The 24492-nt window shown below is 68.6% G+C and carries 22 protein-coding genes and 1 pseudogene; 7 read left to right on the top strand and 16 right to left on the bottom strand.

Translation table 11 applies throughout. From position 1 onward, the window contains the following. Positions 1-15: 15 nt before the first annotated feature. Positions 16-855 carry an alpha/beta hydrolase gene (locus A5655_RS02625; protein ID WP_156764657.1) on the bottom strand — a complete coding sequence of 280 codons (840 nt, stop codon included), beginning with the start codon at positions 853-855 and terminating at the stop codon, positions 16-18. On the opposite strand from A5655_RS02625, the pseudogene A5655_RS02620 reads away from it, so the two are divergent. Both A5655_RS02620 and A5655_RS02615 read left to right on the top strand, forming a co-directional pair. After that, a pseudogene (locus A5655_RS02620) lies at positions 803-1961 on the top strand (sigma-70 family RNA polymerase sigma factor). The gene A5655_RS02625 and the pseudogene A5655_RS02620 overlap by 53 nt on opposite strands. Before the next feature lie 2 nt (positions 1962-1963). Next, positions 1964-3364, top strand: coding sequence for an alpha/beta hydrolase domain-containing protein (locus A5655_RS02615; RefSeq protein WP_067005217.1), 1401 nt, complete (start codon positions 1964-1966; stop codon positions 3362-3364). A gap of 9 nt (positions 3365-3373) precedes the next feature. Here the strand turns inward: A5655_RS02615 and A5655_RS02610 are convergent, their stop codons facing one another. Further along, positions 3374-4225 carry a LysR family transcriptional regulator gene (locus tag A5655_RS02610; RefSeq protein WP_067005215.1) on the bottom strand — a complete coding sequence of 284 codons (852 nt, stop codon included), beginning with the start codon at positions 4223-4225 and terminating at the stop codon, positions 3374-3376. Between the two features lie 159 nt (positions 4226-4384). Here A5655_RS02610 and A5655_RS02605 point away from each other — a divergent pair, with 159 nt between their 5' ends. Then, positions 4385-5317, top strand: coding sequence for a DMT family transporter (locus A5655_RS02605; RefSeq protein ID WP_197508571.1), 933 nt, complete (start codon positions 4385-4387; stop codon positions 5315-5317). Here the strand turns inward: A5655_RS02605 and A5655_RS02600 are convergent. After that, complete coding sequence (locus A5655_RS02600) at positions 5288-6427, bottom strand: dihydrodipicolinate reductase (RefSeq protein ID WP_082978438.1); 1140 nt, start codon at positions 6425-6427, stop codon at positions 5288-5290. The two genes, A5655_RS02605 and A5655_RS02600, sit on opposite strands and share 30 nt — an antisense overlap. 107 nt (positions 6428-6534) lie before the next feature. Here A5655_RS02600 and A5655_RS02595 point away from each other — a divergent pair, with 107 nt between their 5' ends. From A5655_RS02595 to A5655_RS02580, 4 genes are all read left to right on the top strand, one after another. Continuing rightward, positions 6535-7347 carry a MarR family transcriptional regulator gene (locus A5655_RS02595; protein ID WP_067005322.1) on the top strand — a complete coding sequence of 271 codons (813 nt, stop codon included), beginning with the start codon at positions 6535-6537 and terminating at the stop codon, positions 7345-7347. A gap of 9 nt (positions 7348-7356) precedes the next feature. Continuing rightward, positions 7357-8082: a pirin-like bicupin family protein gene (locus tag A5655_RS02590; protein WP_067005211.1), complete on the top strand. Its 726-nt coding sequence runs from the start codon at positions 7357-7359 to the stop codon at positions 8080-8082. Between the two features lie 47 nt (positions 8083-8129). Further along, positions 8130-9536: a YhgE/Pip domain-containing protein gene (locus A5655_RS02585; protein WP_067005208.1), complete on the top strand. Its 1407-nt coding sequence runs from the start codon at positions 8130-8132 to the stop codon at positions 9534-9536. Between the two features lie 79 nt (positions 9537-9615). Beyond that, the gene (locus A5655_RS02580) at positions 9616-10725 is read left to right on the top strand and encodes a phosphodiester glycosidase family protein (RefSeq protein ID WP_156764656.1); all 1110 of its coding nucleotides are present in this window, start codon (positions 9616-9618) and stop codon (positions 10723-10725) included. On the opposite strand, the gene A5655_RS02575 is transcribed toward A5655_RS02580, so the two are convergent. From A5655_RS02575 to A5655_RS02515, 13 genes are read right to left on the bottom strand one after another with little or no spacing between them, the layout of a single operon-like run. Then, positions 10722-11396 carry a YoaK family protein gene (locus A5655_RS02575; RefSeq protein ID WP_067005205.1) on the bottom strand — a complete coding sequence of 225 codons (675 nt, stop codon included), beginning with the start codon at positions 11394-11396 and terminating at the stop codon, positions 10722-10724. The two genes, A5655_RS02580 and A5655_RS02575, sit on opposite strands and share 4 nt — an antisense overlap. Positions 11397-11415: 19 nt before the next feature. Continuing rightward, positions 11416-12120, bottom strand: a complete 705-nt coding sequence (locus A5655_RS02570; RefSeq protein WP_067005203.1) for a mammalian cell entry protein — start codon at positions 12118-12120, stop codon at positions 11416-11418. Further along, on the bottom strand, positions 12087-12641 hold the full coding sequence (locus A5655_RS02565; protein ID WP_067005201.1) for a mammalian cell entry protein: 555 nt from the start codon (positions 12639-12641) through the stop codon (positions 12087-12089). Before A5655_RS02565 ends, A5655_RS02570 begins: the two co-directional genes overlap by 34 nt. Then, the gene (locus A5655_RS02560) at positions 12638-13627 is read right to left on the bottom strand and encodes an RDD family protein (RefSeq protein ID WP_067005190.1); all 990 of its coding nucleotides are present in this window, start codon (positions 13625-13627) and stop codon (positions 12638-12640) included. Before A5655_RS02560 ends, A5655_RS02565 begins: the two co-directional genes overlap by 4 nt. Continuing rightward, positions 13624-14433, bottom strand: coding sequence for an Mce protein (locus A5655_RS02555; RefSeq protein WP_082978437.1), 810 nt, complete (start codon positions 14431-14433; stop codon positions 13624-13626). Before A5655_RS02555 ends, A5655_RS02560 begins: the two co-directional genes overlap by 4 nt. Then, positions 14403-15953 carry a virulence factor Mce family protein gene (locus A5655_RS02550; protein ID WP_067005189.1) on the bottom strand — a complete coding sequence of 517 codons (1551 nt, stop codon included), beginning with the start codon at positions 15951-15953 and terminating at the stop codon, positions 14403-14405. The genes A5655_RS02555 and A5655_RS02550 overlap by 31 nt, the downstream gene beginning before the upstream one ends. Further along, entirely contained in the window at positions 15947-17107 is a 1161-nt protein-coding gene (locus tag A5655_RS02545) for a virulence factor Mce family protein (protein ID WP_067005188.1), read from the bottom strand. The genes A5655_RS02550 and A5655_RS02545 overlap by 7 nt, the downstream gene beginning before the upstream one ends. Further along, positions 17104-18717: a virulence factor Mce family protein gene (locus A5655_RS02540; RefSeq protein ID WP_067005187.1), complete on the bottom strand. Its 1614-nt coding sequence runs from the start codon at positions 18715-18717 to the stop codon at positions 17104-17106. The genes A5655_RS02545 and A5655_RS02540 overlap by 4 nt, the downstream gene beginning before the upstream one ends. Then, complete coding sequence (locus tag A5655_RS02535; RefSeq protein WP_067005186.1) at positions 18714-20303, bottom strand: virulence factor Mce family protein; 1590 nt, start codon at positions 20301-20303, stop codon at positions 18714-18716. The genes A5655_RS02540 and A5655_RS02535 overlap by 4 nt, the downstream gene beginning before the upstream one ends. After that, positions 20300-21340, bottom strand: coding sequence for a virulence factor Mce family protein (locus A5655_RS02530; protein WP_067005184.1), 1041 nt, complete (start codon positions 21338-21340; stop codon positions 20300-20302). Before A5655_RS02530 ends, A5655_RS02535 begins: the two co-directional genes overlap by 4 nt. Further along, on the bottom strand, positions 21337-22683 hold the full coding sequence (locus tag A5655_RS02525; protein WP_067005183.1) for an MCE family protein: 1347 nt from the start codon (positions 22681-22683) through the stop codon (positions 21337-21339). The genes A5655_RS02530 and A5655_RS02525 overlap by 4 nt, the downstream gene beginning before the upstream one ends. Before the next feature lie 2 nt (positions 22684-22685). Beyond that, complete coding sequence (locus tag A5655_RS02520) at positions 22686-23555, bottom strand: ABC transporter permease (protein ID WP_067005182.1); 870 nt, start codon at positions 23553-23555, stop codon at positions 22686-22688. Position 23556: 1 nt separating this feature from the next. After that, a complete protein-coding gene (locus A5655_RS02515) occupies positions 23557-24363 on the bottom strand; it encodes an ABC transporter permease (RefSeq protein ID WP_067005181.1) in 807 nt (268 codons plus the stop codon). Positions 24364-24492 lie beyond the last annotated feature (129 nt).

The raw sequence follows: 24492 nt of genomic DNA, 5'->3' as shown, positions 1-24492 counted from the left end.
GGCACGACACGTCGCCTACAGCCGGGCGGTGATCCAGGAGACGACGTCGCCGAGCACCTGGTCGCGCTCCGGCTCGTTGAAGACCTCGTGGTACAGCCCGGGGTAGACCTTCAGCTCGACGTCGGTGGAACCCACGCATTCGACCAGGCGGCGGCTGCCGTCGACGGGGATGAGCCGGTCGTCGGAGCCGTGCACCACCAGCAGCGGCGCCGTCAATGCCGGTGCGCGCTGCGGCATGGTCTGGCCGACCTCCAGCAGCGCGCGCCCGACGCCGGCCGGGACTTTCCCGTGGTACACCAGCGGGTCCGCGTTGTAGGCGGCCACCACCGCGGGATCCCGCGAGATGGCGTCGACGTCGAGTTCCTGCACCGGCAGCCCGGGCGCGACGACGCCGAGCACCTTGGCGGCCAGGATCATCAACGGGGATACCAGCTCCTGGGCCGCCACCGCCGGAGCCGACAGCACCATCATGTCGTAGTTGTCCGGGCGTTCGACGCCGTAGGCGAACACGATCCCGCCGCCCATGCTGTGCCCGAGGACGATGCACTTGAGGCCGGGATGCTCCCGCGTGGCGATGCCGACCAGGGTGTCGAAATCGGTGGTGTACTCGGAGATGTCCCGTACCAGCATCCGCTTGCCGCCGGAGCGGCCGTGGCCGCGGTGGTCCAGCGCGTAGGTAACCAGCCCGGCGGTGCCGAAGCACTGCGCGACGTGGTCGTAGCGGCGGGCGTACTCGCCGAGGCCGTGGGACAGCACCACCACCGCGCGGGGCGTGGCCTCCGGCGTCCAGACGTCGTAGACGATGCGCACGCCGCCGAGGCCGTCGAAGGTCCGTTCAGTGCGCGTAGTCATCAGGGAGAGCGTAGTGGCTCACGGCGCGGGCCTTGACAAAGACCGTGTCGAAGACACAACGAAGACTCTGTCGGGGACACTGCGTAGGCTCGTATCGCATGGGGCTGCTCACCGAAAACGCGGAGAAATCTGGCGGTGCCCCGGCGGCCGGCGGGGACTTCTCGACCGACGCCGAGCCGTACCGTCGCGAACTGCTCGCGCACTGCTACCGGATGACCGGGTCACTGCACGACGCCGAGGATCTGGTGCAGGAGACCCTGCTGCGGGCCTGGAAGGCCTACGACCGTTTCGAAGGCAAGTCGTCGATGCGGACCTGGCTGCACCGCATCGCCACCAACACCTGCCTGACCGCGCTGGAGGGCCGGCAACGCCGGCCGTTGCCGACCGGGCTGGGGGCACCCAGCTCGGACCCCAGCGCGGAGCTGGTGGAAAGCCAGGAGGTGCCCTGGCTGGAACCGCTGCCGGGCGGATCGGACCTGACGGACGACCCGGCGGACCCGTCGGTCATCGTCGGGTCGCGCGAGTCGGTGCGATTGGCTTTTGTTGCCGCGCTGCAACACCTTTCACCCCGGCAACGCGCGGTGCTGCTGCTGCGCGACGTGCTGCAGTGGAAGGCCGCCGAGGTGGCCGAGGCGATCGGCACCACCACGACCGCCGTCAACAGCCTGCTGCAGCGGGCCCGCACCCAGCTGGAGACCGTCCAGCCCAGCTCCGGCGACCGGCTGACGCCGCCCGACTCGGCCGAGGCACAGGACCTGCTGGACCGCTACATCGCGGCGTTCGAGGCCTACGACATCGACCGGCTGGTCGAGCTGTTCACCGCCGAGGCCGTCTGGGAGATGCCGCCATACACCGGCTGGTATCGCGGCCCGCGGGACATCATCGCGCTCATCCACCAGCAGTGCCCGGCCGAGCATCCCGGCGACATGCGCCTGCTCCCCGTGGTCGCCAACGGCCAGCCCGGCGCGGCCATGTACATGCGCGCGGGGGACGCGCACGTGCCGTTCCAATTGCACGTCCTCGACATCCGCGACGGCCGGGTGTCGCGGGTGGTGGCGTTCCTCGACGACACCCTCTTCGAGAAATTCGGGTTGCCCGGTACCGTGTGACGATGCCGAACCCCCCGCTCGTCACACCCGCGCCCGGGAAGCCGCTGCTGCTGTTGGGCGGCTTCGACGTCGCCGCCCTGGGCTACGCCGTGGCGGAGTCCTTCGTCTCCGGAACGGCCACCTCCTACGCGCCCACCACCGCGCTGGGCCCGGACGGGGGGTGGAGCGTAATGCCCAGGGACACCGCGGAATACACCACGCGGATCGTGGCGCTGACCCCAACCGATCCGGCCCGCTTCAATGGGACGGTGCTGGTGGAATGGCTCAACGTGAGCGGCGGCATCGACGCTCCGGCGGTGTGGATGATGGCGCATCGCGAAATCCTTCGCGCGGGCTACGCCTACGTCGCGGTCTCGGCGCAAAAGGTGGGGGTGGATGGCGGCGGTGTAAACATGCTCGGCTTCGACATGTCGCTCAAGAGCCAGGACCCGGCGCGCTATGCCGCGCTGGGCCACCCGGGCGACGAGTACTCCTACGACATCTTTTCCCAGATGGGCGAACTCGTCCGCGGCGGCGTGCTCGGCGATCTGGCGGTGCGGCACGTGGTCGCCGTGGGCGAGTCGCAATCGGCCATGTTCCTCACGACGTACGTCAACGCCGTCGATCCGCTCGCCCAGAGCTACGACGGCTTTTTGGTGCATTCCCGGTTCGGGTCGGCCGCGCCGCTGGACGGCGTTTCCATCTTCGACGAAGCGCGGCTGGACGTGCCCGACGCGGTGACGTTCCGCGCCGACCTGCGCGTCCCGCTGATCACGATCATCACCGAGACCGACCTGTTCGGTGGCCCGCGGGAAGGCTATTACTTCGCGAGGCAGCCCGACAGCCAGCGGCTGCGGGTCTGGGAGATCGCCGGCGCCGCACACGCCGACAACTACACGATCCAGGTGGCGCCGATCGACGACGGCTCCGCGCCGCTCGAGGCCATCGTGGCCGCGTACGCGCCGACGAACACGCTGATGGGCCAGCAGCTGGGGCATTACATCAACTTCGCGCCGCAGCACCATTACGTGGTGCAGGCCGCGCTGGCCGCGCTGAACTCCTGGGTCCGCACCGGCGAACCGCCGCCCACCGCCCCGCCGATCGAGGTCCGGCACGGCGAGCCGCCTCGGCCCGTCATCGATCGGCACGGCCTGGCCCGGGGCGGCGTGCGGACGCCCTGGGTGGACGTGCCGATCGCCCGGACGTCCGGTATCGCCGAAGTCGAAAGCCTCATGGCGGCGATCTTCGGCACCGGTGAACCGTTCGACGCCGCGACGGTGGACCGGCTCTACCCCGGCGGCGCCGAGCAGTACCTCGGCGGCTTCACCGCGGCGCTCGACAGCGCGATCGACTCGGGGTTCATCCTGCCGGCCGACCGCGGCGAGATTCTCCAGCTCGCCGCCGCGATGTACCCCCAGAACTAAAGGGCGCGTTCAGTTTTCGGCGGCCAGCACGTCGCGAACCGCGGCGTCGGCGGCGCTGAGCAGGTCCGGGTCGATGCCGGCGCGGCCGCGCACCAAGACCGTGGCGCAGTTGGCCGCCGGCAGCCCCTCGGCCGGGCACAGGCCGTCGGGGAGCTTGCCGATCATCGGCAGCAACGCCAGCCCCAGGCCCGAGCGCACGGCCGCGTAAAGGCCTGACAGGTCACCGCATTCGGCGGCGATCTCGTAAGCGGTGCCGTGTTTCTCGAGGATCGAGAAGGCCGGCTCGCGCAACGTGCACGGCTCGGCGAAGATCACCAACGGCAGCGGGTCGCCCCGGCGAGCGACGAAGGTCCGCGCCGAAACCCACCTCAGCTGCACGACTCCCGACGCATTGGCGCGATCCAACCCCGACCCGTCGAGCATGATCGCCAGGTCCAGCAGTCCCCGGTCGAGGGCGTCCGCCAGGGAGACGTTGCGGTCGAGCCGGAACCGCGGCCGCCGGTCGGGAAGCCGCTCGCGCAGCACGCTGGTGAGCGCGGGCAGCATCACGTCCGCGCCGTGCTCGGTGGCCCCGATCGTCAGCAGCCGGTGTTCGGTGGCGCCGAGGTCGTCGAGCGCCGCGTCGTGCGCGGCCAGTATCGTGCGGGCGTGCCGCAGCACCTTCTGGCCGACCTCGGTGAACAGGACACCCCGGCCGGAGCGCTCGACCACCGGCCCGCCGACCACGCTCTCCACCCTGCGCAGATGCTGGCTGACCGCGGACTGGCTGACGTGCAGCGCGGCGGCCGCCCGGTGAAATCCGCCACAGTCGGCCACCGCGACGAGGCTGCGCAGCGGCGCGATATCGAGGACCTGAGCCATGCCCACGAAGCCTAGTCCGATCAGCAACGATGATCAATTGATCGCGCCGATCACCGGGGATTTCGCCCCATTACCGGACATCCGATCACCATTTGTGATCGATTGCGATCGCTAATAATCGTTGGACGGCATGGGTCGGGCTCCGCGACCATGGATGCCATGGACCAGTCGCGCATGCCGTTGACGACCGCTGCGGCGGTGACGTTCTTCTATGCGATCGGTTACCCCATCGGAGCGCTCGCGGTGGCGGGGATGACGCCGATGGCCGTCTTGGTGCTGCGATTCGGTTTGGCCGCAATCATTCTCGCCTGCTGGGCCGCGGTGGCCCGGGCGGCGTGGCCGCGGGGGGCGCAGTTCGGTCACGTGGCGGTCGCCGGTCTGCTGATCCAGGCGGTGCAGTTCTGCTGCCTCTACGAGGCGCTGCTGCTGGGAGCGCCCGCGGTGCTGGGTGCGGTGGTAATCGCGATGAACCCGGTCATCACGGCGATCCTGGCCGCGATCTTCCTGCGCGAACCGCTGGGCACGCGGCGCGTGGCCGCCCTGGTCCTCGGGGTCGTCGCGGTGCTCGCCGCGTGTGCCACCCGGCTGGCCAGCACGCACGGCGTCGACCCGGTGATCGCGCTGCTTGCGGTTGCGCTGCTTGGCCTTTCGGTCGGCGGCGTGTACCAGCAGCGGTATTGCGCCGGGGTCGACTTCCGCACGATGAGCGCGTTGCAGAACGCCGTGGCGCTCATTCCCGCGGCGGCACTCGCGATCGTGACGCCATTCGCCGTGCACGACGCGACCAAGGCCGCCGTCGCGATCAGCGGCGTGGTGCTGCTCAACGCCACGCTGGCGGTCAGCATCTACGTGCGCGCGATCAGCATGCACGGGGCGGCGGCGGTGGCGATGCTGTTCGCCGTCATTCCCGCGGCAGCCGCGGTGCTGTCCTGGCTGATGCTGGGGCAGCGCCCCGACGTTGGCGTCGCGGTCGGCCTGCTCGCCGGGGGCCTCGCGTGCTGGCTCAACAGCGGGGCGTCCCGCCGGGCGCGGGCGCCACGCCCCGATCCCGTACCGGTGCGGTCAGAACTGAAAGAGGCGGCTGTCGGGTGACGGGCCCGGCACCGGGCGGACCAGGCCGGCCCCGGTGATCAGCGGCAGGTCGAGCGCGGACAGCAGGCCGGGCCGGGCCGCGCAGACCGCGGGGATGGCGTTGACCATCCGCGACGCGCCGGCGACGCGCGCGCCGAGGTCGTGGTCACGCTCCTCGGCCATCTCGAATTCGCAACGCATGGTAGGGGATCCCTCGATCTCGACGCGGTAGAGGCCGCGGCCCGACGCCGGCCCATAGCCGAGGTCCTTGGGCGGGATGCGGATGTGCGGCTGCGGCCAGTCCGGGGCGACGTCGTCGCGCATCCGCGTCACGTGGTCGACGACGAAAGTCGCCTTCTCGCCGACGTATCCGGTCAGCGTGGAGCGCATCGCCGCGATGGTTCCCGCCGCGATGTGGCCGGTGGGCGTGTCGAACGACTCGGTGGCGGCGACGCGTTCGTTGCTCTCCTCGACGCGGTCGATCTTGACGCCGAGTCCCGCGGCGAGCTGGTGCAGAACCGGCCCCCAGCCGAAGGTGAAAACCCCCGGCGCCGCCGCGAGGGCCTGGTACTCCGGTGGCTTGCCGAAACCGAGGATTTCGTAGACCGCGGCCTGGTCCGGATAGGTGGCGTAGTTGAACATCTCCGTCACCCGCACCGACTCGATCACCCGCGATACGCCCGAAAGGACCAGCGGCAGAACGTCGTTGGCGAATCCGGTGTCGATCCCGGTGGTGAAGAACGACGCCCCGCCATCGAGCGCGGCGCCCCGCAGCGGGTCGGTGAACGCACGGTCCACGCCGTCGGGAAACACCAGCGGCACCACCGAACACGACACCACGTTCTTCCCGGCCCGCAGGAGCGACACCATGTCCTCGACGGCCTGAAGCGGCCGCAGGTTGGCACCGGCGGCGTACACCACCGCGTCGGCGTCGCCGGCGATCATCGGCGCCGGGTCCTGGGTCGCGACCACCCCCACCGGCGCGATGCCGCACAGCTCTCCGGCGTCGCGACCCGCTTTCGCGTCACCGTGCACGACGACGTCGACCAGCTCCAGCTCCGGGTGGTCGATCACCCCGCGCAGGGCGATGACGCCCATCGAACCCGGACCCCAGACCCCCACCTTTAACACCGCAGTTATCTCCTATTATTAGGACGCTTATCGTTAGATTTCGGACGGATCGTAAGGAGCTTCGCGTGGGTGAGTCAACCGCCAAATCGCCGCCCACCGCGCGCGTCATGAGTGTGCTTGCGACCCTGGCGGATTCACCGAACGGGCGCACTTCGGCCGAGCTGGCGAAGGCGTGCCAGATCAGCACCTCGACCTGCGCGCTGGTGCTCGCCGAGCTGGAACGGCGCGCCTGGGTGGCGCGGCACGAGGACCGCCGCTACGTGCTGGGCAGCGGCCTGTTCGGCCTGGTGCACGGGCTGCGGACGCAGTTCCCGCTGCTCGACCGCGGGCGTGACGCGCTGCGCTACCTGCACGACGCGCTCGGCGCGGGCTGCTCGTTGTCGAGGATCGGCGATCGCCACCTCACCACCGTCGACGCGGTCGGCCACGGCACCGACGGCGAGCACGCCGTCGGGCAGCGCTTCCCCATCGACCCGCCCTTCGGGCTGGTCGCGATGGCCTGGCGCGACGACGATTTCGTCGACGCCTGGCTGCACCGCGTCACGCCACGGCTCACGCGCACCGAGGTGGCCGCGCATCGGCGGGTGCAGGCCGACATCCGCGCCCGCGGCTATGGCGCGTGGCGATTCGACGACACCCACCGCTCGCTGCACCACCGGCTGGCCGACGTGCTGGCCTCGCTGGAACCGACCGCGCGGGTGACGCGCCAGCTGACCACGCTGATGACCATGGTGACGTTGCGATCGGTGACCGCCGCGCTCGAAACCGAGTTGGAGGCAACGGAATTCGTCGTGCTGCCGATCTTCGGCCGGGGCGGCCAGCCGGAGTACCAGATCGAGATCCACCTGGGCCGTCCGGCCGGGCTGACCCTGGAGGCGCTGGACACCGCGCTGCGGCGCGCGCAGGAAATGTTGGCCTAGGCTGGACCCATGCCCGCAACCGTCGAGGTCCGCCGCGCGGCCGACCGGGCCCTCACCTCGACGCCCTGGCTGCAATCACGGCATTCGTTCTCGTTCGGCGACCACTACGACCCCGGCAACACGCACCACGGGCTGCTGCTGGTCAACAACGACGACATCGTCGAGCCGGGAACGGGATTCGAGACCCACTCGCACCGCGACATGGAGATCGTGACGTGGGTGCTGAGCGGCGAGCTGACCCACCGGGATTCCGCCGGCAACCACGGGATCATCTATCCCGGCCTGGCCCAACGCATGTCGGCCGGCAGCGGCATCCTGCACTCGGAGAAAAACGACTCCCGCACCGAGCCAGTCCATTTCGTGCAGATGTGGGTGGTCCCCGACGAGGCCGGCATCGATCCGAGCTACCAACAGCACGAGATCGATCCGGAGCTGTTGGGCTCCGGACTTGTGACCATCGCCTCAGGCATACCGGGCAATGAGGCGGCCATCACTTTGCACAACCGCAGCGCCGCGCTGCACGGCACGCGGCTGGCGCCGGGCGCCTCGGTGAGCCTGCCCCAGGCGCCCTACCTGCATCTATTCGTCGCGCGCGGCCGGATCGACGCGGCCGGAATCGGCGCCCTCGAACAGGGTGGCGCCGTCCGATTCACCGACGCCGACGGCCCGCGGGTTACGGCGAGCGAGCCATCGGAGCTGCTGATCTGGGAGATGCACGCGGCGTTGGGAGTTTGAGGGTACCCGGCGAACACATAGAGTGGGCACGACAGACAGGAGCCCGCATGTCTCAATCGCAGCCGCGGCACGCGGCGCCGAACCCCAAGCGAAATATCAAGGCAGTTCGGACCGTGCGGTTCTGGTCACTCCCTATCGTCGTCACGCTGGCGCTGATGTCGGCGCTGTGCGCGCTGTACCTCGGGGGCATCCTGAACCCGATGACCAACCTGCGGCACTTCCCGATCGCCGTGGTGAACGAGGACGCCGGACCGACGGGCGTCCAGATCACCGACGGCCTGGTTGCGGGGCTGGACAAGAACAAGTTCGACGTCCGGGTGGTCTCCCACGACGAGGCGCAACGCCTGCTGGACACCGCACAGGTCTACGGGGAGTTGGTCATTCCGCCGACCTTCTCCTCCAACCTGCACGAATTCGGGGCCAGCGCCGTCGCGCCGGGCCGCGCGACGCGGCCCTCGGTCACCATCTCCACCAACCCGCGCGCGGGCACCCTCGGGGCCAGCATCGCCGGGCAGACGCTGACCCAGGCGATGGCCGTCGCCAACGGCAAAGTGGGCCAACGACTTACGGCCGACGTCGCGGCCGAGTCCGGGGGCGCCCCGCTGACCGGTGCATCGGCGCTTGGCCTCGCCAGCCCGATCGACGTCAAGGCCGGCGTCTACAACGCGCTGCCGAACGGCACCGGCAACGGGCTGTCGGCGTTCTATTTCGCGCTCTTGCTGCTGCTGGCGGGCTTTACCGGCAGCGTCGTGGTCAGCACGCTGGTGGACGCGCTGCTTGGCTACGTGCCGGCGGAATGGGGCCCGGTGTATCGCTTCGCCGAGCAGGTCAAGATCTCGCGATTCCAGACGCTGCAGCTCAAATGGGCCATAATGACCCTGCTGGCGCTGCTCACGTCGGCGGCGTACCTGGCCATCGCGCACGGGCTGGGCATGCCCATCCCGCTCGGCTGGCAGCTGTGGGCGTACGGGGTGTTCGCGATCATCGCGGTGGGCATCACGTCGAGTTCCATACTCTCGGTGCTGGGTTCGATGGGCCTGCTGGTCAGCATGCTGATCTTCGTGATCCTCGGGCTGCCGTCGGCGGGCGCCACCGTCCCGCTGGAGGCCACGCCGCCGTTCTTCCGCTGGCTGGCCGAATTCGAGCCGATGCACCAGGTCTTCCTCGGCGTCCGGTCGCTGGTCTACCTCAACGGGCGCGCGGATGCCGGTCTGTCCCAGGCGTTGTGGTTGACGGCGATCGGGCTGGTCCTCGGCCTGTTGCTGGGCGGGATCATCACGCACCTCTACGACCGCAAGGGCTTCCACCGGATCCAGGGGGCGGTCGAGATGGCCATCGCGGCCGAGCACCAGGCGCAGTACCGGGCGCGGGTTGGCAAGCGCGAAGACCCGGCCGAGGAGCCCGCCGAGACCCCGAGCGACGTGGCAAGCGAAAGCCCAAGCGAGCAAACGTAATTCGAGTGCGCCCTAAGCGTCACGCGTTCGTTATCGAAGTTGACGCTGTGACTGGTGTGACTGATGCTATTAATGTTGCATAGCCACCAGTGCCGAAAGGTCCATCGTGCTGACGCCTCTCGCCAGCTTGCGCCGGCTGGCGGCCTGCTGCACCGCCGTGGTTGCGTGCGCGGTTCTTTCGAGCACCGCGGGGCAGCCCGTCGCCCACGCCGCCGACGGCCGCGACCTGCTCGCCAGCGCCATCGAAACCACCAAGGGCGCGTACCTGGTCTACAACTTCGGTCCCGGTCATCCCACGCCGATGCTCAACGCCGGCGGCAGCTGGTACGAGATGAACAACGGCGGGCATTTGATGATCATCAAGAACGCGGCGGGGCGGCTCGCGCCGCACCTGCTGGTGGACACCCACCAGGGCGACCAGGCGCGCTGCGAGAACAATCCCGGGGCGCGCACCGGCGAGGGCCTGTGGCAGGCGTCGGAGGTGTACGCGCCGCTGCAGGCGTGGCAGCGGATGGGGCAACCGACGATCGCGATCAACGCCAACTTCTTCGACATCCGGCCACAGAAGGCCGGCTCCTGGCGCCAGACGGGCTGCAGCTCGCCGCTGGGCGCGTTCGTCGACAACACGCACGGCCAGGGCCGGGCGAACCAGGCGGTCACCGGCACGGTCGCGTACCCGGGCAAGCAGGGCCTCTCCGGTGGCGGCGAGAGCTGGAGCGCGCTGTCGACGATGATCCTGCCGTCGGGTGGCGCGCCGTATGTGTTGCGCGCCAGGAGCCCACAGGACTACGACGTCGCCACCCCGGTGGTCGCCGACCTGCTCAACCGCAACGAGCGGTTCGTCGCGGTGTCGGGGATCGGCCTGCTGTCCCCCGGCAAGACCGGGCAGCTCAACGACGGCGGTCCCAGCGCGGCGCGGACGGCGCTCGCCTACGTGAAGCAGCGCGACGAGATGTACATCTTCGAGGGCGGCAGTTACACGCCGGACAACATCCAGGACCTGTTCCGCGGCCTGGGCAGCGACACCGCGGTCCTGTTGGACGGCGGCGGCTCGTCGGCGATCGTGTTGCGACGCGACACCGGCGGCATGTGGGCCGGCGCCGGCTCTCCGAGGGGATCGTGCGACACCCGGCAGGTGCTGTGCGACTCCCACGAGCGCGCGCTGCCCAGTTGGCTGGCCTTCAACTAGGGGCCCGGGCCGAAGCGGAAGATCAGCAGGCTGGTCGCCACCACCGCCGCCGTGACCGCGAACACCGGGGCGACGACGAATCGCGACATCGTCGCGCCGAGCAGGGCGCCCGCGCACATCGTGAAAACGACGCTGAAGCGCAGCTTTTCGCGCTCGCCCGTGCCGCCGGCCAGATGGCTGTCCAGGCCGAGGCTGACGATGGTCGACGTCAGCACCGTGGTGGACAGTTCCTGGATCCCGAACTGGCGAGCGCTCGAGTGCTGCAGGCCGAAGGTCACCGCGAGCAGGCCGATCATGATCAGCTTGCTGTTGTCGTGGTAGTGCAACACGCCGGTGCCGGCCAGGATCGACAAGGCGACCAACAACACGATCTCGGTTGCCAGCACCGTGCTGATCCACGACCGCGTCCGGCGGTCGAAATGCCTTGCCAGCCGGCCACTGACGATTGTGGTGCAGACAAAGGTGGGCAGGGCCACCACGACCGCCGTCAGGTCGATGTTGGTTCTCGGGGCCAGCCAGAAGCCGAGGAAGATCACGTTGCCGGTCATGTTCGCCACGAAGACGTGGCCCAGAACCAGGATGCTGATCGCGTCCGCGAGGCCGGTGGCGAAGGTCAGCAACAGCAGCGCCGCTACGGTCGAGCGCTCGGAAACCGGCGACGCAACGGCCATGGGCTGCTTGGGATCCCGGCTATACGTGCGGCGTCAGGTCCAGCGACGTGATGGTCGTCATCCTCGTCACCAGCCAGCGGCCGTTGGTGCGCTTCATGAACAGCCGATAGGACAGGTACTTCAGCGACGGGATGTTCTTGGTCAGCGGACTGGTCGACGTGGTGTTGGTGTACACGATGACGACGGCGTTCGGGTCGTCCAGCGATTCGACCGCCGCGCCGGTAACTTCGGTGCTGTTGGTCACCTTGGCCTGCTTGTTCGGCCCCACGATCGCGTCGACGAACTTGCGGTACTGGGCCTCGAAGTCGCCGCTGAGATAGGCCGCCGCGCGATCGGCGAGGCCGTCCATGTTCTCCGGGGTGTAGGTCCACAGCGCCGTGATCGCGTTGGCCGCGGTGCGCGCCACCTTCAACTTCGTTGCGGCCGTGGCGCGATCGGTCAGGTATGGCTGCACCGCCGCACCCGCGAACGCGGCGGAGCCGACGAACAGCACGGCGGCCACCGCGACGGTGATGGCGAGCCGCTTGCCGGCCAGAATCTTGCGCCGCGGGCGCTTTTCTTTGGCGCCCGTCGCGCCGTCGTCGGCCTCCTCGCGCCCTTCGTCGGGAGTGGCCTCGTCGGATTCCGTTGTCGCGTCGGCGCTTTCGCGGTCCTCGGCCGTGGCGGCGTCCGTCGTTGCCGCGTCGGCGGTCAGATCACCTGTATCAGGTTGCTGATCTTCCACTGATTCCCTTCCTGCGTGACGGTTGCCATCCACCGATTGGTGTTGTCGAACACCTGCTTTTCGTCCGGCGACTTGGAGGTCACGTCGGTGGCCACCATCACGGTGGCGCTGCCGTCGTCGTTCCACCGTTCCAGGCCGGCGCCCAGGACGGTGCCGTTCGCGGGCTCGGCCCGGGCCACCTGGAGCAGGATTTCGTTCGCCTTGTCGTGGTACTGCTTGGCGAAATCACCGGTGGCTTGGGCCATTACCCGCGTCACGTAGTCGTTGGCGTGATACGGGTCGATGGAGGTGAACTGCACCATGAAACCCGACACGTAGCTGAGCACCTCGCGCTCCTTGGAGGCGGCGCGCACCCGCGACTGATGCGAAAACAGCATCAGGGTGCATGCCGCGATCGCCGCAACCATCAGCACCGCCGCGGCCGGGGCGGCCGCCGGCTGCCACCAGGGCCACCCGGGCGGAACCGGGCGCGCGACGAGCAGCGATTCCTCGCCGGGCTCAAACTTGCGGCGGGGGCTCATTTTCCGTTCCCGGGCTGTTTCGGCCTGGTCAGTACCGTGAGGTCGTCGACGCGCCAATGCTGGTCCGCGCCTTTCGCGAATTCCACCCGAACCGTTGCGCTGATCGGGCGTTCCTCGGGCCCCACACCGCGCCTGCCCTGCAGGAACAACAGCATCGTCGCCCGGTCCGGCGCGGCGGATTGGACCGACCCGTCGGCGGGCCAGTACTCGTTGATGACGGGATTGCCCTTCTGGACCACGTCCTGCTGCGCCGCCAGCTGGCCCCGGTACTTGTCGGTGGCCAGCGACCGGGCGCGAGCGAAGTCGTCGCGCAACGACTTTGGGTCGTAGGTCAACATCTGTGCGACGATCTTGGGCCCCTGAACCGCGATCTCCGCGCGGGCTTGATCGCTCGCCCGGTCGCGGGAGTACACCACCAGGTAGCTCACGGCGGCGCCGCCGACACACACCAGCGCCGCGGCCAGGACCGCGACCGCGGTCCAGCGCCGCAGCCTGGGCAGCGCCTCGTCGTCGGCTTCGACCCGTCTCACTTCCGTGCCCAGCAGCATGTCGGCGAACGTGCGGCGCCGCGAATCCCACAGCGGCCAAAGCCATCCCACCACCGACACGATGTCCAGCAGGTGGGCCAGGTCCCGCAGCAGCAGTCCCCACGGCCCGATGGCCGCGCCATCGCGGCGCACCACCCCGATTCGAAACAAGCCGCGTCCCAGGCTCCAGCCCGTGACGGTCGGCAGCAGCAACCGGTTGACCAGCATCACCAGGATGGCGAGGCCGGCGACGAGGACGGAGGCCCACCACCAAGCCGGGTGCTGATCCACGGTCCAGGCGACCAACGCCATGGTCACCGCCACGGCGATGCACGCAACGGCGTCGATGACGAATGCGGCCGCGCGAAGGTGCCAGGGGGCCAAGGCATCCCGCGGTGACTCCGGTGTGGCCGCCGTGGTTTGAGCCCGAGCCTGAATCTCCTCGACCACCACCGTCACTTCGTCACCTGGTCGAGCTTGGAAATCCGGTACTGCCCTTCGGCGAAGGCCATCTTCACCCGCAGGCGGTACCCGGTTTCCTTTTGCGTCTGATCGCTTGCCACCTTGACGCGCATCGCGACGAGCACGTCGACCGAACCGTCGTCGTTGTTGCGCTCCACGGCCGCCCGCACATCGGACACCTGAACGTGGATGTTGGCGGCCTGATAGGCCTGGACGATCATGTTGGTGTACAGCAGCGCCTGGGAGCGGTACGCGTCCGTGCCGCACTCGATGATCTTCTGTTCGCTCTGGGCCATGGCGTTGGTGTCGGGCGCCTGGGTCGCCGACACACAATCCACCGCCGCCTTCAGCGCGGCCGCGTCGTTGCGAGCGATGACTTGGCTCTCGTGGTGGTAACGCAGCGCGAAGTAGCCGCCCGCGCCGAGGCCCGCGGCCAACAGCACGAGCGCGGCGGCGATGCCGGAAAGCCAACCGCGCCCCAGGCGCGAGGGGCGGCGCTCGGCGTCCCGGGCGGCTGCCTCGGTTTCGGCGCCCGTTTCGGCGTCGGTTTCGGCCTCGAGCTCGGCTTCGGGTTCCGGCGCCTCGTCCTCGCGTTCCGGTGCGTCGTCGAGCGCCGCGGGGGCGGCCGCTTCGGCCCCGGTTTCGGGCGACTCCTCGTCAGTCGCCTGGGTGGTCGCCTCGTCGTCAGCAGCCGCCGGCTCCTGATGAATCTTCGGACTTGGTCTCTGGGAGGGCCTGCGCAGTCGACGAAACCTCGGCATGGGTGGGGGGTTCAGCCGGCCGGCGCCAGCATCTCCTTCCATCCGTCGTCTCCTGTTTTGGTCGAGTTCTCGACGGAGTATTTCACTCCATCGGGCCCCACCAGCTCACCACTCTGCGGACTGTAGATGGCGGCGGGGGGCCCGCTCGGAGTGTAGACACACGGGTTGGGCTGCTGGCCGTTGCACTGCACCGTGCCGCTCCCCGGCCGCGACAGGGGGTCGCTGGTCGGCGGCGGCGTGCCGGGGACCCGGTCCGACGGAGCCGGGTTGAGGCCGTTGTTGACGGACGGTGCCGGAATCACCATGCCGGGCCGCACCGACTGGTCACAGCGCGCCGCGGGGGCGGGGCAGGTCAGGATCTGGTTCGGGTCGCCGTACCAGGGGTTGGTTCCCGCCGGAACGTACGGCCTGGGATCGCGGCACTCTCGCGGGGTGGCAGCCCGCTTGCCGGGAGCGTCGATACACGGAATGTTGCGCGACCCGCGCACGCTGTTGGCCGGCGTCTCCATCGGAATCTTGCAGTAGGTGCCAGACGGCAGCGGCGCCAGGTTGGTGTCCGCCGGGGACCGCCACTCCGACGCCGGAATGAAGCCGGTCAGGCACGGCGGCGGCTGGTTGATCGACAACGCCAGGTCGAGCGCGGCCTGGTTCGGGAACGGCGCGGCCACCGTCTGCGCGATGGATGCGCCCTGGGGCAGGAAGACGAACACCTGCTCCACGCCGGTGTGGTAGCGCTTGAGCAGGTCGAACACGACCTCGAGGTTCGCCAGCGTCTGGGGCAGCGAGTCGCGGACGTCGCCGAACAACTCGTTGACCTGATCGGCGGTCGGGGCGGCCTGGCGCAGCACGCTGCGCACATGGCTGTCCTCCCGCGCGGCCTGCGCGGCCAGGTTATTGAGGTTGCGTGCCCACCGCTCGATCGCGGCGTTGGAATTGACCTGGCTGTCCAGGATCGGCCCGGAGTTCTGGATGATGTCGTTGACGTTGGTGATGTTCGTCTTGAAGTCACCGACGATCGCCTGGGTGGAGTCGACCAACCGCTGCAGGGCGGGGCCGAGCCCGCCGACGGATTGCGCCGTCTCGTCGAGCAGTTGCCCGATCTTCTCCTTGGGCAGCACGGCAAGACCGCGGTTGGCGGTGTCCAGCGCCGGACCGATCTCGGCCGGCACCGTGCCCCTGGTGATGGTCTGGCCGTCGGCGAGGTCCTTGCCCGGGTTGCCGGTCGACACCAGGTCCAGATACTGCTCACCGACCGCCGACACCGAGTGCACGTTCGCGACCGCGTCGACCGGGATCTTGTAGCGGCTGTCGATGCTCATCGTCGCCTTGGCGCCGGTTTCGGTGGGCTCGACATCGGTGACCTTGCCGATGGTGATGCCGCGATAGGTCACGTTGGCCGTCGGGTACAGGCCACCCGACGCCGGCAGGTCGGCCTTGAGCGTGTACCGGCCGACGCCGATCAGGCTCGGAATCTGCAGGTAGTAAATACCCAGCACCAGAATCGAGATCACCGTCAGGATCCCGAAGGCGATCAGTTGGCGTCGGACGAAGGGAGTCAGCAATTCCTGTCCGCCCTTTCCACCAGGGGTCCGCCCGGAGCGTCGCTCGGGTTCGGCGTGTAGCGGACGTCGGGAATCATCGTCTCCGGGTCACGCCCGTACGACTGCTCAAGAGCGCGCAACGCGCCCGACAACCCGGTTCCCGTCAGGAACGCGTTGTCGATCGAGCTGTAGGTGACGTCCAGGGTGATCGAAATGTTCTGGTAGTCACCACGCATGAGCTTCGGAATGGTGTCGATGTCGTAGGGCTGCGTCAGGATCAGCTTCAGCGCTCCGATCAGGTACGGCGACGCCCGGCCGAGCTCCTTGAGCGGGCACTGCAGCGACTGCAGGTCCTGGTGCAGGGGGCCCCTCGCCTCCGACAGGTACTGGTCGGCGGCCTGGCTGAGCCGTCCCACCGAGTCGAGGGCGTTGATCAGCAGCTGCTTGGTGTCGGCGAAATGCTTGATGAGCGGCGGGATATCGGTCAGCACCCGGTCCAGCACGTCCGAACGGCCGCCGACGTAGGCGAGCAGGCGGTTGGTGGAGTCGATGGCGTGGGTGATGTCATCGCGCTGCTGGTTGAGCTGGTCGGTGAAGGTGTCCAGCTTGCCGAGGAAGGCTTTGATCTGGTTGCCCCGCCCGTTGAAGATGTTGAAGACCTCGTTCTGCAGCACCTCCAGGTTGGGGATGCCGCCGCCGCGCAGGATCAGCGACAGGCTGGCCAGGGTCTGCTCGGTGGTGGGGAATGCCGACGAGTTCTTCAGCGGGATGGTGTCGCCGTTCTTGAGCAGCTCCGGTGACGGGTTGGGGGGCGCGGCCAGCTCCACGTGCTGGGAGCCCAGCAGCGAGGTCTGACCGATCTTGGCGGTGGCGTTCTTCGGCAGCTTGACGCTCTTGTCGATGCCCAGCGTCAGCGTCGCCACCCAGTTCTTCAGGTTGATGGCCTTGATCGAGCCGACGAAGACGTCGGCGACCATGACCTTGCTGTTGCCGTTGATCGCGAGCGTGTCCGGCATCTGGACGTAGAGGGTGTACGACCCGCCGCCGCTGCCCGGGCCGCCCGGGATCGCCACGTTGGAGATCCCCTTCCAGCCGCACGAGCTCAGCACCAGCGCGGCCACCAGCAGCACCAGGCCCTGCCAGGCCCGGCGGCGAACGATCCGAAGCGCGCTCACTGCCCACCTCCGAGGCCGGCGGCCGCCGGCGGCCCGCCGGCGTTGGGGGCCGGCGCCGCGACCGGCGCGGGCGTCGGAGCTACCGGGCCGGGGGCCACCTCCGGTCCCGGCGGCGGCGGAGGTATCGGCACCTGCGGCGGGTTCTGACCGATCACCGGCGAGGGGCCCTCGTCGTAGGCGTTCGGCGGTCCGGGCGGGGTCTGCAGCGTCGACTGCACGGGCGGAATGTTGGGCCCGCCCATGAGTTCGGCCAGCGACTCGGGCGTCATCAGGCCCGCCGTGATCGGGCCCACCTGCTGCCCCTGCATGCCGGGCGCCACGATCCATCCGTGTTCGGTGTTGCGGTGCGACGTCGGCGTATCCGGTGACCAGATGCCCGGCACGGTGGTGTCCTTATATCCGTCCGGTGGATGCAGGCGCGGCTCGGAGTAGGCGACATCCTTGGGCAGCGTCTCGGCCGTGCTGGCGATGTTCAGGCCGAACGGCAGGTAGTTGAACTTGATCGCGTCGAGGATCGGCGCCAGGTACTGCGCGCACAGCTCGGCGGACTCCTGGTAACCCAGCCGGCTGCCGGCCTGGATCGAGCTGCAGATGAACTGCATCGGGTTGGCGAAGTTCGTGATCGCCGGAACGGCCACCACCGAACCGTGCGTCGGGTGGTAGATCTGGTTGATGTTGGCCGCGGCCGTCGGCAGGATGTGCAGCGCCGTCTCCAGCCCGTTCAGCGGATCCGGTTGCAACAGCGCGTTCGTCGCGGTCGCCAGGTTGTTGACGTCGTGGGTCAACACCTCACGGTTCTGGTCGAGCCAGGGCCGCACGGTCTTGAGCAGGCCGTCGAACTGCTGGATCGCGTCGGCCAGGGCGCCGTCGGAGCTGGCGAGCCGACCGGTGACGTCCGCCAGGTTCTGGTTCAGCGCGACGAACTGCTGGTCGTCCTGGTGCAGCGCGTTGACGAACAGCGCCAGGCTGCGCACCACCGCGAAGAAGTCGCCGCGCCCCTCGTTCAGCGCGGTCAGCGCCTGCGACAGGCTGTTCAGCGTGTTGTTGATCTGCTTGCCCTTGCCGGCCAGGCCGTTGGCGTACGACTCGATGACCTCACCGAACGGGCCCTTCGGCTGCTCGGGCGTGGGACCGAGCTTGGAGATGATGTTGGTGATGCTGTTGCGCAGCTCGTCCCACTCCACCGGCACCTGGGTGCGATCCTCCGGGATCACCGCGTTGTCGGCGAGCACCGGCCCGCCCTTGTAGGCCGGCTCCAGCTGGATCGCGCGCGAGGCCACCAGCGTGGGGTTGAGGATCACCGCCGACGCGCTGGCCGGCACCTTGTACTTGTTCTTGTAGTGGAAGGTGACCTTCATCTTGTCGCCGGCCGGCTCGATCTTGTCGATCGCCCCCACCCGCAGCCCCATGATCTGCACCTTGTCGCCCGGGTAGAGCGCGTTCGCCGCCGGGAAGTAGGCGACCACGGTGTTGTTGGTCAGCTTGTCGTAGAGCCGCCAGCCCGCGTAGCCGATCACCAACGCCAGCACGATCACCAGCGACCCGATGATCACCGAGGTCCGGGACAGCTTCGGCAGCCGGATGTTGCGGACATCAAAGATGGTGCTCAATTCTGGCTACCTCCCGTGATGCCGCTACCTCCGGTGCCGCCGGGATTGATGAACGGCGCCGGCAGCTGGACCCCCGGCCCGGGCGGTGCCGGCGGTCCGGGCGGCAGGGCCGGCGCGAACGTCGACGGGGGCGGCGTCGGGCCGGCCGGTCCCAGGTTCTCGGTGCGGGCGCCCGGCGGCGCCTGCGTCGGCAGCGGAACTGGGGTGCCCGGAACGTTGGGCGGCGGGTCACCCGGGCGCCCCGCGATGTTGATCCCCGGCGTGGGCGGCAGCCCGTCGGGATTGGGCGGTGACGCCTGGACGTCGACGGGGGCCGGGAAGCCGACTCCCCCGAAGGGGCCGATGGTCGCGCCCGCGCACGGCAACGGGTTCCACGGCCGCGGCAGGCCCTCGTCGCCCACCGTGACGTTGCCGCCGGGATTGGCCGGCGTGTACGAGCACGGCGACCCGGGTCCGACGGCCGGACCGGGATGGTCGGGCGTGCCCTCCAGGACCGGCGGCGCCGGCGGTGGCGCGCCGTTGGGCTGCCGGGTGCCGTTGGGGTCGGGCCAGCGGAACTCCGGCAGACCGGCGCTGCGCCAGAAGTTCTCCGGGTCGATGCCCCGCTTCTTGAACGCGGCGTCGACGAACGGTTGCACGATCTGACCGGGGAACAGGTTGTGCAGCACCACCTTGAAGAACGGGCCCGACGCGATGGCCTCGTTCAGCGACGGAAGGAACTTGCCGACCTCGGTGAAACCGGCGGCGAGGTCGTCCTTGCGCTGGACCAGGATGTCGCTGACCGTGCGCAACTGCTCGAGCACGTGGTTCAGGTTGGGGTTGTCGTTGATGAAGCCCTTGATCTGTTCGGAGAAGGCGGCGATGTTGCTCAGCAACGCGTTGATGGCCTGGCCGCGCTCGTTGAAGGCGGCCAGCAGCACCTTGGCGTTGACCAGTAACCGGTCGACCTGGTCGGCGCGGTCACCGAGGATGCTGGCCACCTGGTTGGACTGGGCGAGAAGGTGTTTGACCTCCTCGTCGCGCTTGCCGATGGTGTCGGAGAACTTGGCCACCCCGTCGAGCGCGGCGCTCAGGTGCGGGTAGGTCTGGTCGATGGTCTCCGACAGGACGTGCAGTGACTGCTTGACCGTGTCGATGTCCCAACCCTGGGCGGCCTTCGTCACGTCGAAGAACGCGTCGTAGATCTGATACGGCGTGGTGCTCTGGCCGATCGGCAGCGAGGCTCCGGGCCGCAGCTCTTTGTTGCCCCGGTTTTCGATCTCGAGGACCTTCTTGCCGAGGATGGTGTCGGTCTTGATGGCCAGCCGGCTCTCGGTGCCGATGCTTTGGGTGCCGATGTTGAATTTGATCAGGACATGGTCGCCGTCGATGTCGAGGCTCTCGATCTTGCCGACGTCGAAGCCGGCGATGCGCACCTTGTCGCCGACGCCGAGGCCGCCGGAGTCGGTGAACTGCCCGTAGTAGTGCGGCTTGGCCATCAGCATGGGCACGCTCGTGAAGCTTTGACCGACGCCGATGACCAGGATCGTCACCAGGATGCCCATCACGCCGACGCGCATCCGGTTGGGAGGTTCCAGGCTTCTCATTGCGGCGTGCACCTGCCCGTCGGCTGGTTGAAGAGCTTGACCGTCCGAACCGGACCACCGGCCTGCAACCCGTTGATCTTCAGGGAGATGTCGCAGGCATAGAAGTTGACGAAGTCACCGTAGGAGCCGATGGTGCGCCCGATCATGTTCAGCGCCGTCGGCACCTTGTGGATGAAGTCGTTCAGCTGCTCGCGCTGGTCGATGAGCGGCTGCTGCACCGCGTCCAGGTAGTTGAGGCTGCTGTGCAGCAGCCCGCGGTCCTCGGCCAGCAGGTCGGCCACCGTCCCGGCCGCGTTGCTGATGTGCGCGGTCCCGCCGGCGAGCTGCTCGCTGTGGCCCTTCAGCCCGGTGATCAGGACTTCCAGGTTGTTCACGGTCTGATCGAATTGCTGGCGGTGTCGAACCGTGGTGTCCAGGACGATGTTGAGGTTCTTGATCACCTCGCCGATCGCCTGGTCGCGCTCGCCGAGCTGAGTGGTCAGCTGCGCGGTCTGGTCGAGGATGTCGTTGATGGTGCCGCCCTGACCCTGAAACACGGTGACCAGGGCCGTCGCGATGGTGTTGACCTTCTGCGGGTCCAGCGCCCGGAACAGCGGCTTGAACCCACCGATCAGCGCGTCGAGGTCAAGCGCCGGCGACGTCCGCGACGCGGGGATGAATCCGCCCGGCGGCAGGACCCGGTCGGCCCCCTCGCCCTCGCCGCGTTTGAGCTCCAGGTACCGGTTTCCGATCAGGTCGAGGTAGCGGATCTGCGCGGTCGTCGACTGGTACAACGGGATCGAGCGGTCGACGTTGAACTCCACCCGGGCTCGCCTGCCATTGTCGACCAGCTTCACCGAACTGACCTTGCCGATCTCCACCCCGGAGGCGCGGACGAACTGGCCCTGCCGCAGCCCGCTGACGTTGGTGAACTCGGCCGAGTATGCGCTGGTGCGGTCAAACCGCATCTGGCCGAACACCACGACGATCATCACAGTGAAGACCAGCAGCACCAGCGAGAAGATGCTGAGTCGGACGATGGTACCGGTGATTTTCATGGGTTGATCGTGTTATCCCCTACCTGGCGGCCCCAGACGTACTCGATCGCATACGGCGAACCGGTGTCGAGGTGGTTGTACGGCGCGATGCTGTTGCCGGAGTCCATCACCAATTCGGGTGCGGGCCACAGATCATGGGTGATGTGCTGCCAGCAACCCGGCGCGCCGCCCGGCCCGCCGCGCGCGTTAACCCGCGGTAGGTTCTCGGGCCAGATGTATGGGTTCGGCGCCCCACCGATCAGCGTGGCGATGTTGCCCAGGCCCGAAAGCCCTTGGGTGGGCAGCGCGAAGATCCCGATCAGGCCGACGAGCGTTATTGCCGACACCGGGTTGAGCAGCAAGCCCAGCCCGGACAGCAGCTTGGTGTCGGCGTTGAGCGAATAGCCGTTGCCGCCGAGGAACGTCCGGGCCGTGGGTTCGATGTCGTGGTAGTTGCGGACGGTGCAGAACAGCTCGGGGCTGTAGGTGTCCAGCAGCTCGGCCGTCGGCACCAGGTCCTTGGCCCCGCGCGCCAGGTACGGCCCGCCCCTCTCGAAGATGTCGGCGCCGGTGTTGCCGAAGCCGGCCGCCGACAGCAGGGCCTGATCGAGGTCCTTCTGCTGCGCGTTGATCGAGCGCGCGGTGACCACCGACTTGTCGAGGAAGTCGATCAGGTCCGGTGCCGCGTTTGCGTAGGTGTCACCCAGGCCCGCCAGCTGCTGGATGTCGTGACGGGCCTGCGGCATCTGCGGGTTGACGTCATCGAGGATCGCGTTGGCGTTGACGATCGACTGCCCGAACCGGTCGCCCAGCCCCGCCAGCGACTGCGCCGCGGCGCTCAGCGTCAGGTTCAGCTTCACCGGGTCGACCTGCTGCGCGATCTCGGTGATGGTCTGGAACAGCGTATTGATCTCCGTCGTCACCGATCGGGCGTCTATCACGGTCTGCGGTGAAATGTGTTGCGGCGACGGGTTTTTCGGCGTCGTCAGCGACACGTACTTGCCGCCGAACACCGTGGTGGCCTTGATGTCGGCGTTGACGTTCGACGGAATCAGCTTGAGGTATCTCGGATAGACGTCGAGGCTGAACTTGGCCGCCGGCTTGCCGTCGCGCACGATCTCGGAGATCTTGGCCACCCGGCCGATCTCCACCCCGTTGTAGGTGACCTTGGAGCCGGGATCCATGACCAGGCCGGCGCGGGCGGCCACCATGGTCAGGTGTTCCTTCTTGGTGAAGTCGCCCCGGAACTGCCCGTACACCAGGACAAGCGCCACGGCCGCGACGATGAGCAGCGCGACCCCGGCCAGCTTGTACGGCGGGTTGCGGGGCGGGTTGACCTTTCCGGGGGCGCCTGGGGTGCTCATGGCTACACCGTTAACGCGAAGTTGGGGTTGACGCCGTAGAGCGCCAACGCGGCGGCCAGAACCACAACCTGCACCGACACCAGCGAGAACCGCATCGACCGGCCGACGGCCTCACCCACGCCCACGGGCCCGCCGCCGGCGTTATATCCGTAGAAGCAGTGGGTGATCATCACGACGGCCGTGATGAGGATGGCCTCCACGAACGACCAGAACACGTCGTCGGGGCGCAGGAACGTCCGGAAGTAATGCTCGTAGGTGCCTTGCGACTGCCCGTACAGCACCGTCGTGGTGATCTGCGGGGACAAAAACGACATGATCATCGCCAGCGCGTACAGCGGAATGATCACCACCAGCCCGGCCATGATCCGCGTGGTCGCCAGGAACGAGATCGACTTGATGCCCATCACCTCGAGGGCGTCGATCTCCTCGCTGATCCGCATGGCCCCCAGCTCGGCGGTGGCGCCGGCGCCGACCGTGGCCGCCATCGAGATGCCGGTGACGACGGGCGCGGCGATGCGCACGTTGATCAGCGCGGCGAAGAAGCCGGTGAACGCCTCGACGCCGATGTTGCCCAGCGAGGCGAACCCCTGGATGGCGACCAGCGAGCTGCCGGACAGGGTCACGAAGCCGACGATCGCCACGGTGCCACCGACGACGGCCATCGCGCCGGTGCCCATGCCGATCTGGGCGATCAGCCGGAGGGTTTCCTTGCGGTAGTTCCGCAGCGCGTGCGGGATGTGGCCGAGGGCGACCGCCCCGAACCAGGCCATCTGCCCGGCGTCGTCGAGGCCGCGGCCCAAGGCGCCGCCGTAGCGGCTGACGTTCTCGGCCGCCCGCGGGAAGCGGGCGCGAACCACCGCACCGGTCGACATGTCAGCGCCCCGTTCCGAATCGCACACCGATGGTGGTCAGCACCACGTTGACCGCGTACAGCGCGACCACGCACAGCACCACGGTTTCGTTCACGGCGGTGCCCAGGCCCTTGGAGCCGCCGCGCACGGTCAGCCCGCGGAAACAGCCGACGAGGCCGGCGATCAGGCCGAACATGGCGGCCTTGACCGTCGCGATGACGACCTCCGGCAGCCCCGTGATGGTGGTCAGGGTGGCGAGGTAGGCGCCGCCCGACACGTTCTGCAGGTACACGCCGAACAGGTAGCCGCCGACCAGGCCGACGGTGATGACGAGCCCGTTGAGCAGCGTGGCGACCAGGGTCGCGGCGATCACCCGGGGCACCACCAGCCGGTGGATCGGGTCGATGCCGAGCACCTCCATCGCGTCGATCTCCTCGCGGATGGTGCGGGCACCGAGGTCCGCGCAGATCGCGGTTGACCCGGCGCCGGCCACCACCAGCACCGTGGTCAGCGGGCCGAGCTGGGTGACCGCGCCGATGGCGGCGCCGGCTCCGGACAGGTCCGCGGCGCCGAACTGGGCCAGCAGCACGTTGAGGGTGAAGATCAACAGCACGGTCAGCGGGATCGAGACCATGATGGTCGGCAGGAACGCCACCCGCATGATGAACCAGCACTGCAGGACGAATTCGCGCCATTGGAAGGGCCAGCGGAACAGCGCCCGGCCGGTCAGCACACACATCCGGAAGAATCCACCGATGAGCGTCAGCGGCGTCTCCAACTGGTCGCGCAGGTAGCCGACCAGGTGTGGACGATCCGTCGTCGAAGTCACCGGTTCCCCCTCACCTCGACATCGTGTGCCCCGGGGGCCCGCAGCGAAACGAGTCGCACGCGTCGCCCCCTCTCCGTCCCGCGGTCGGGGGAACCCCCACCTCTCCCCGACCATGTGTCTGTGACCATC

It is taken from the genome of Mycobacterium sp. 1081908.1 (assembly GCF_001673535.1).
In the GTDB taxonomy this organism is placed as follows: domain Bacteria; phylum Actinomycetota; class Actinomycetes; order Mycobacteriales; family Mycobacteriaceae; genus Mycobacterium.
This window is presented reverse-complemented; position numbering and strand designations above follow the sequence as displayed.